Source organism: Moorena sp. SIO3B2, assembly GCF_010692525.1.
In the GTDB taxonomy this organism is placed as follows: Bacteria; Cyanobacteriota; Cyanobacteriia; order Cyanobacteriales; family Coleofasciculaceae; genus Moorena; species Moorena producens.
The window spans coordinates 1-6,328 of sequence record NZ_JAAHHE010000341.1; the positions used below are offsets into that span (position 1 = coordinate 1).

At 42.4% G+C, this 6,328-nt stretch carries 5 protein-coding genes; 2 read left to right on the forward strand and 3 right to left on the reverse strand.

The window, feature by feature from the left end:
* The 3 genes from F6K38_RS33040 to F6K38_RS33050 all read right to left on the reverse strand — a co-directional run.
* On the reverse strand, positions 1-497 hold a 497-nt coding region (locus F6K38_RS33040; protein WP_287359326.1), incomplete at its 3' end, for a tRNA (5-methylaminomethyl-2-thiouridine)(34)-methyltransferase MnmD.
* A 286-nt stretch (positions 498-783) separates the two neighbouring features.
* Positions 784-915 (reverse strand): hypothetical protein, encoded by a 132-nt coding sequence (locus F6K38_RS33045; protein ID WP_267872008.1) that lies wholly within the window; start codon positions 913-915, stop codon positions 784-786.
* 791 nt (positions 916-1,706) lie between these two features.
* Positions 1,707-1,892, reverse strand: coding sequence for a hypothetical protein (locus tag F6K38_RS33050; protein ID WP_287255992.1), 186 nt, complete (start codon positions 1,890-1,892; stop codon positions 1,707-1,709).
* Positions 1,893-2,187: 295 nt separating this feature from the next.
* Between F6K38_RS33050 and F6K38_RS33055 the strand changes: the two genes are divergently transcribed.
* Positions 2,188-3,285 (forward strand): tocopherol cyclase family protein, encoded by a 1,098-nt coding sequence (locus F6K38_RS33055; RefSeq protein WP_287359329.1) that lies wholly within the window; start codon positions 2,188-2,190, stop codon positions 3,283-3,285.
* Between the two features lie 1,050 nt (positions 3,286-4,335).
* On the forward strand, positions 4,336-6,324 hold the full coding sequence (locus tag F6K38_RS33060) for a CLIPPER-2 domain-containing protein (protein WP_287359331.1): 1,989 nt from the start codon (positions 4,336-4,338) through the stop codon (positions 6,322-6,324).
* Positions 6,325-6,328 lie beyond the last annotated feature (4 nt).

A 6,328-nucleotide genomic window follows, 5' to 3' on the forward strand; every position in this document is an offset into this window, starting at 1 on the left:
GGTGGGGAAAAGGGGTCAAGAAAGATAGCATCGGCTTGGAAGTTACCTTGTTGCACCTGTTGGATAGTCTCTCTGGCATCACCGAGATATAGTTGAGCTTGGAATTGCTCGGTTTCAACCAGTCCAGTAGTTGCCAGAGCCTCTAATAGTTGGGGGATAGGATCACGAAAGTGATTCAGCCAACCCTGAGCGATCGCAGCTTGTGGTACGGTAGAGTCTAATTCTAGGGCAACCAGTTGGACATGGCAGTGGGGATTGTGTGTCCAAATTTCCGTTAGAGCAGCAGCTGTGTTGTAACCTAGACCATAACAGATATCCAACAACCGTAGCACTGGCTGTTGGGCTTTTTCCGCCAGTTGGCAAGGTTTGACAAACTTCACCTGGGCTTCTTCTATGGCACCTTGTCGGCTGTGATAGGATTCACCAATTTCTGAACAAAAAAAGGTAAATGAGCCATCAGCAGTCATTTCCGGTGTGAATACCTTTTTATCGGGCATTAGGGATTTTAAAGGTTATGGGGTTGAAGGTTGTCTGTCAGAATGCAGAATGTAGAATGCAGAATGTAGAATTCCAAATTCATAAGCATTCAGCCGTCAGCCTTCAGCTGTCAGCCGTGAGCCACGCTACACGAACGGGAGAATTTAATAGTTCGAGATTAATGAGAATTGAAAGTCTGAGGAAAAGCCCATCTAAGCCTATGCGCCTAGCGCATAGGATGATGGCTGATAGCTGAATACTTACCCAAATTCTAAATTCTAAATTCTAAATTCTAAATTCTAAATTCTAAAATGTTGAAGGTTGAAGGTGATGGGGTTGTTCGCCTTTGGCGTTCCTGTCGGGTAGGTTATTTGCCCAACATCGAACATGTAACCTGCTAACTTTCAACGCTTCTAGTTGGTAGGCACTGCCCACCATCGGATTATTGAAACTCCCCGCTCTAAAGAGACGGGGAGTTTCAAAAGAATTGGCGTTGCTGAATTAAGGTATAATTTAAATAATTACACAGAGAAGGATCTGGAACATCCCAAAATTTAAGATAGTGAATTACCAGAATGTCGCCACATTTCCTCGGATTTGGAGTAGCAAAAACTTTTTCGCTTGATAGACTATTTGGGTCCTGATCTTAACTAAGCTGTTGTGCATTTTAAATGCACAACAGCTTATTACTTACGACTCAAACGCCGAGGTCTAAACTTCGGTAGTGGTAAACAAGTAGCTAAACCACTACATCTTTACCACTACCTAAACTTGTTACCTCGTCCAAACGTTATTCGCGTTTAATGTTCCTATCCCGGCCCACTGTATTTGATTTTGATTAATCAGAGTACCTATTTGACACTCCCCGCCCTGTAAGGACGGGGATTCTTGCTTCAACGAGGTGACTTGTTTAACCAGGCCGGAGCCAGGAAAAATAGAGGTCTCTTCTCCACAAGCGTATTTAGTCTATGACCTAGGTTTCGGTGTGCCCCACCGTACCTAATCTAGTTAACAAGTTCGATAAACTTTTTCTTGATCTTATGTTTTCGTAGATATCCAAATCGTTAGATTTGATTATGCAATAAGCTGAGCTCTTAGCTTATTTTTTACATCATCTACTTATTTTAAGACTATGTTTATCTATAACATTATTGGTTTTTATCTTAACACGATGCGATAAAACCGTCAAGTCTTAATTTAAAAAAAAGCCGTCCTATAAGGACGGGGCTTTAAACCCAAATTTTTTGGTAAACTCGATCATCTGGGAAGTTAACTCGTATTACATCTGGGTCACTACAGATCACAACACCACGCCCATTTGGACGAGTACCCATAGTGATAGTAACCTGCATATCCTCCACTGTAATCTCAGATTGACCCTCAGATTGACCCCATGTTCCTGCTATACTCATCATTTACCTCTTGCTGTAATTAATTTCAATCAACACATTGATCATAGAAAATCTAACCCTGGCTTGACATTACCCTTGAGGGTACCTTTGATGTTAAGAATTATTACTGACATTAATCGGCATTGCATAGTAGGATTGACTTGGGTTGATTATCTGGCGAGAAATGTGATGCTATTACTCCCGGGAACGCAACTCCTCAAATCAGACCCTGATTCAGCAACGCCTAAGAATTAATGGCAAAATCCTGTTTCTCCCTAAGCTGAGACTATCAAAATTCAATCGAACCAAACCCTAGTCTATGACAGATCATTTTCAAACACCCCACAGCGGATATCACTGGGACGGTAAGAGCGGACGCTTTTTTGAAGGTTGGTACTATCGGGTGACTTTACCGAATTGTGGTCAGACCTTTGCGTTTATGTATTCCATTGAAGACCCCATTGGTGGTCAACCCTATAGTGGTGGTTCAGCCCAAATTCTAGGCCCTGATGATCAGTATCTGTGTCGTACCTTTCCCCATCCGGAAGAGTTTTGGGGGTCATCGGAATCCTTAGGTCTAGGACATTGGGGTAAAACTAAATTACAAATTACTCCTCAATACCTTAACCCCGATAAATTTGAGTATCAAATCAAGGAAGGATATCAGGCTACAGCTACCTTGAATCAAGGGTTTATTCGGGACCCAGCCAGCGGAGGCTATTGTGATTGGCGCTATGAAATTAAACCGATTTATGGCTGGGGAGATCTGGGAAAAGCCCAGCAATCAACCGCTGGCTGGCTTTCGTTTTTACAGATATTTGAACCAGGATGGCAAATCTTGATGGCCCACGGTTTAGCCACTGGCTGGATTGATTGGAATGGTAAGCTCTATGATTTTACCAATGTCCCGGCCTATGGGGAAAAAAATTGGGGTCGTGCTTTTCCTAAGAAGTGGTTTTGGCTCAATTGCAACAGTTTTACCGATCAACCAGACCTGGCTCTAACTGCTGGTGGTGGTAGACGGGAAGTAGTGGGGTTGGCAGAAGCAGCTGCTTTGATTGGCATTCACTACGAAGGTAAATTTTATGAATTCGTGCCCTGGAATTCAGAAGTAACCTGGCAGATCCAGCCTTGGGGAAATTGGCAGATGCAAGGGCGCAATGGTGAGTATGAAGTAGAGTTAACTGGTACAACCGATTTACCTGGTACACTTCTACGAGCTCCCACGGAAAAGGGATTAAATTTCATTTGCCGAGATACTATGCAAGGTCAGCTGAAGTTGGAACTTAAACAACGACGTGGGGATAACGTTGAACCGATTTTGATAGCTGAAAGTAAGTTATGTGGATTAGAAGTTGGTGGTGATTCTTGGGAGAAACCTTGGAATTCTTCGGCTAAATTGCCTTGGGTTTTGTGAGACTATCCTGCCTTGGGGAGGGGTGCATCTCATATTTGAAAATCTTGGGTAGGGTGCGTTAGGGGGAGCCCTCATTTTCTCCCTCGTAGCCATGGTTATGTTGCTGCCCGTAACGCACCACCGGGTCAAACAGCTTTTAGGAGATGCACCCCTTGGGGAGTGTGGGGCCCGGGCGCGGGGAGGGTGGGCATATGGGGAGATGGGGCAAATTTTTATTAAGGCTAATTAGCCGACATTATATAACACCAGCATATCGGCAAATTTGCTACTTATTGATAGTGTTATTGGGCTACTAATACTTGGGTATTTTTTATTTTATAAAAGTCAACTAATCCACATAGTATAGCAGTCGCCAGGGTAATTAGGACATGACAAAAGTCTCAAACTACAGTATGGCAATAGTTTAACTTCTGACTTCTGACTTCTGCTATAGTAAGTCAGCTCGCGATCGCTTTTAGATTCAAAGTTTACGTCAAATAGCGTAGTACTTCGGAATAATTACTTAATTTTTATTGTCCGGATCGACTCAAAAATTTAATATGACTCTTGACTTTCAAAGGCTGAGGTAGCAAGAGCCATAAAAACCTTACTATATAAGGCTTTGAGTACAATTTAACCTATGGGCTGAACTGATTAACCAGTAAGGATTTAAGCTTGTCTGTCACCCCCCATAAAAAAACTATCAACGACAATGCTCACAAATAATTCACAAAGCAATGATTACCTAAATAAAGTGTTCAGATTGCTAATATTTGTTGAGTTTTTTATTGTCCAGCTTGACTCTAAAATTTTTTTCTGGTTAATATACATATTGGCTTTCAAATTTTTGAATTTAAAAGATGGCTTATGGGGCAATTTTAGCCCTAAATAGCTTAGCATATCAGGCTTTGATGCCAATGATTAAGCATGACTGGTTACAGTTGCAAATTAACCATGATTTATTTTTTTTAGTTTTGGCTTGCAAAAACTCAATCAATTGCAACGATTTGCAGGTTGGTTTATACTACGAAAGTCTCACGAATTTTATAGTTATAAAAGGAGAAATAAATTATGGCTGGTGGTGATTTTTCAGTTGATTTTGCAGCGGCAAATCCTGAGACATACGATCACAGTACAGGAGGAGGAACTTACGGTGATGGAGGAACGACAACTACCGTTGAATCTTTACAAGCTGGAGATTTTGAATGTGACGATATCGTTTCTTATTTTGCTGTAGTTACCGTAGATCAGAATCCAGCAGATGCGAATCAAACTATCGAACTTGATTTTTCATTTTTAGCTGATACAACTGGTCAATCAGGTGCTGCTATCAGCGACATTGTTAACGTAGAAGTAAATCCTGGCGATACTGGCAACATTGGTGATAATGACAGTACAGCTACTCTCACCAACGAGGGATTAACGGGCGATCTATTTCAGTCTGGCTCTGAGTTAGAGGGAACAGTAACCATTGATAACTTGGAAGCTGGAGAGCAGGTAGTTGTTCGTATTGATGTCCGTCTTGATTGCCAGGCTGGTAGTAATCCTACAGGTAATTTACAAGGGGCGTTAACAGGTGGTCGAGTTATTTCCCCTGTACAAGAAGGAATTAATACCGGAGAACAAACAATTCCTTTTAAACAATTCGGCAATTTAGATGTGCCACCTCTGCCTGACCCCATACTTGAACTTGAAAAAACAGCCAATGTTACAGAGGTTGATGAAGCGGGAGATGAGATCGAATATACCTATGAAATTACCAACACAGTTGAAGGTTCAGAAGCAACTAATATTACCTTAGTTGATGATAACTTTACCTCTGACACTGGCGATGATTTCAGTCCAACCTTTGTTAGCGGTGATACTGATGGAGATGGTAATTTAGACTTTGGGGAAACTTGGGTATATCAGGCTTCCTATACCGTTACTCAAGCAGATCTAGATAATGGGAATTCTCTGGTTAATGTTGCTACTGCTGATAGTGCGGAAACCGAGCCAATCACCGATGATGCCACAGTCGGTGTAAAGCAGATGCCTGGTGTGGATCTGATCAAAGATGTAGCACTTACCAACGATGCTGATTCATCTCAAGATATTAGTGCAGGGGACGAACTTACCTATAGCTTCACTCTTGAAAACACGGGTAATGTCACCTTAACTGATGTAGGAGTGACAGACCCCTTACCTGGTTTAAGTGGGATCGACTTTGGTACTTTTGACGGAACTTTAGACCCAGGCGAGGAGGTAACTGGTACTGCTACCTACACTGTAACTGCAGCTGATGTTACAGCAGGTACAATTGAAAACACTGCTACCGTAGCTGCCGAAGACCCACAAGGCGAGGATATTACAGATACGGACAGTGAGATAGTTGATCTACCTGAACCAAAACTGGAGATCGACAAGATGTTTGTAGATTTTGTCGATAATGACGGCAATGGTATTGTTACTCAAGGAGACGATCTCAACTATACAATTAAAGTCAGTAGCACCGGAGATGCGAATTTAACTGATGTTACCGTTAGTGATCCCCTGACAGGACTTGATGAAACTATCGAGTTCCTAGGTGCAGGTGATATGAAAAGCTTTGAGGTTATCTACCCCGTATCAGAAACAGATGCACTGACCGGTCAAGTTCTCAACACTGGAATTGCTGATAGTACTCAAACCGATCCAGTACAAGATACTGTGGATGTACCTGTTAAATTGGCTGTGGATATAGACATTAAGCCCGGTTCCTTCCCCAGCTCCTTCAATTTGAAGGGTAAAGGTACCGTACCTGTGGCAATCTTCGGTACCAGTGTTTTCGACGCGACTTCGATTACGGAAGTTTGCTTAGAAGAGTTTATGCCTGGTCCGTCTACAGGAGAAGGCTGCACCGAGGATATCAACTTTGAGGATGTGAACGGTGACGGTATTACAGATGCTGTAGCCAAGTTCAGTAAGCCCGATTTGATCGGTGTTTTAGACACAGATAGCGAGTTTGCTATGCTCACTGGCATGACAAGCAATGGGGTGATGTTTGTTGGTGTGGGCGACGTAAACGTTACCCAGGTGTAAAACA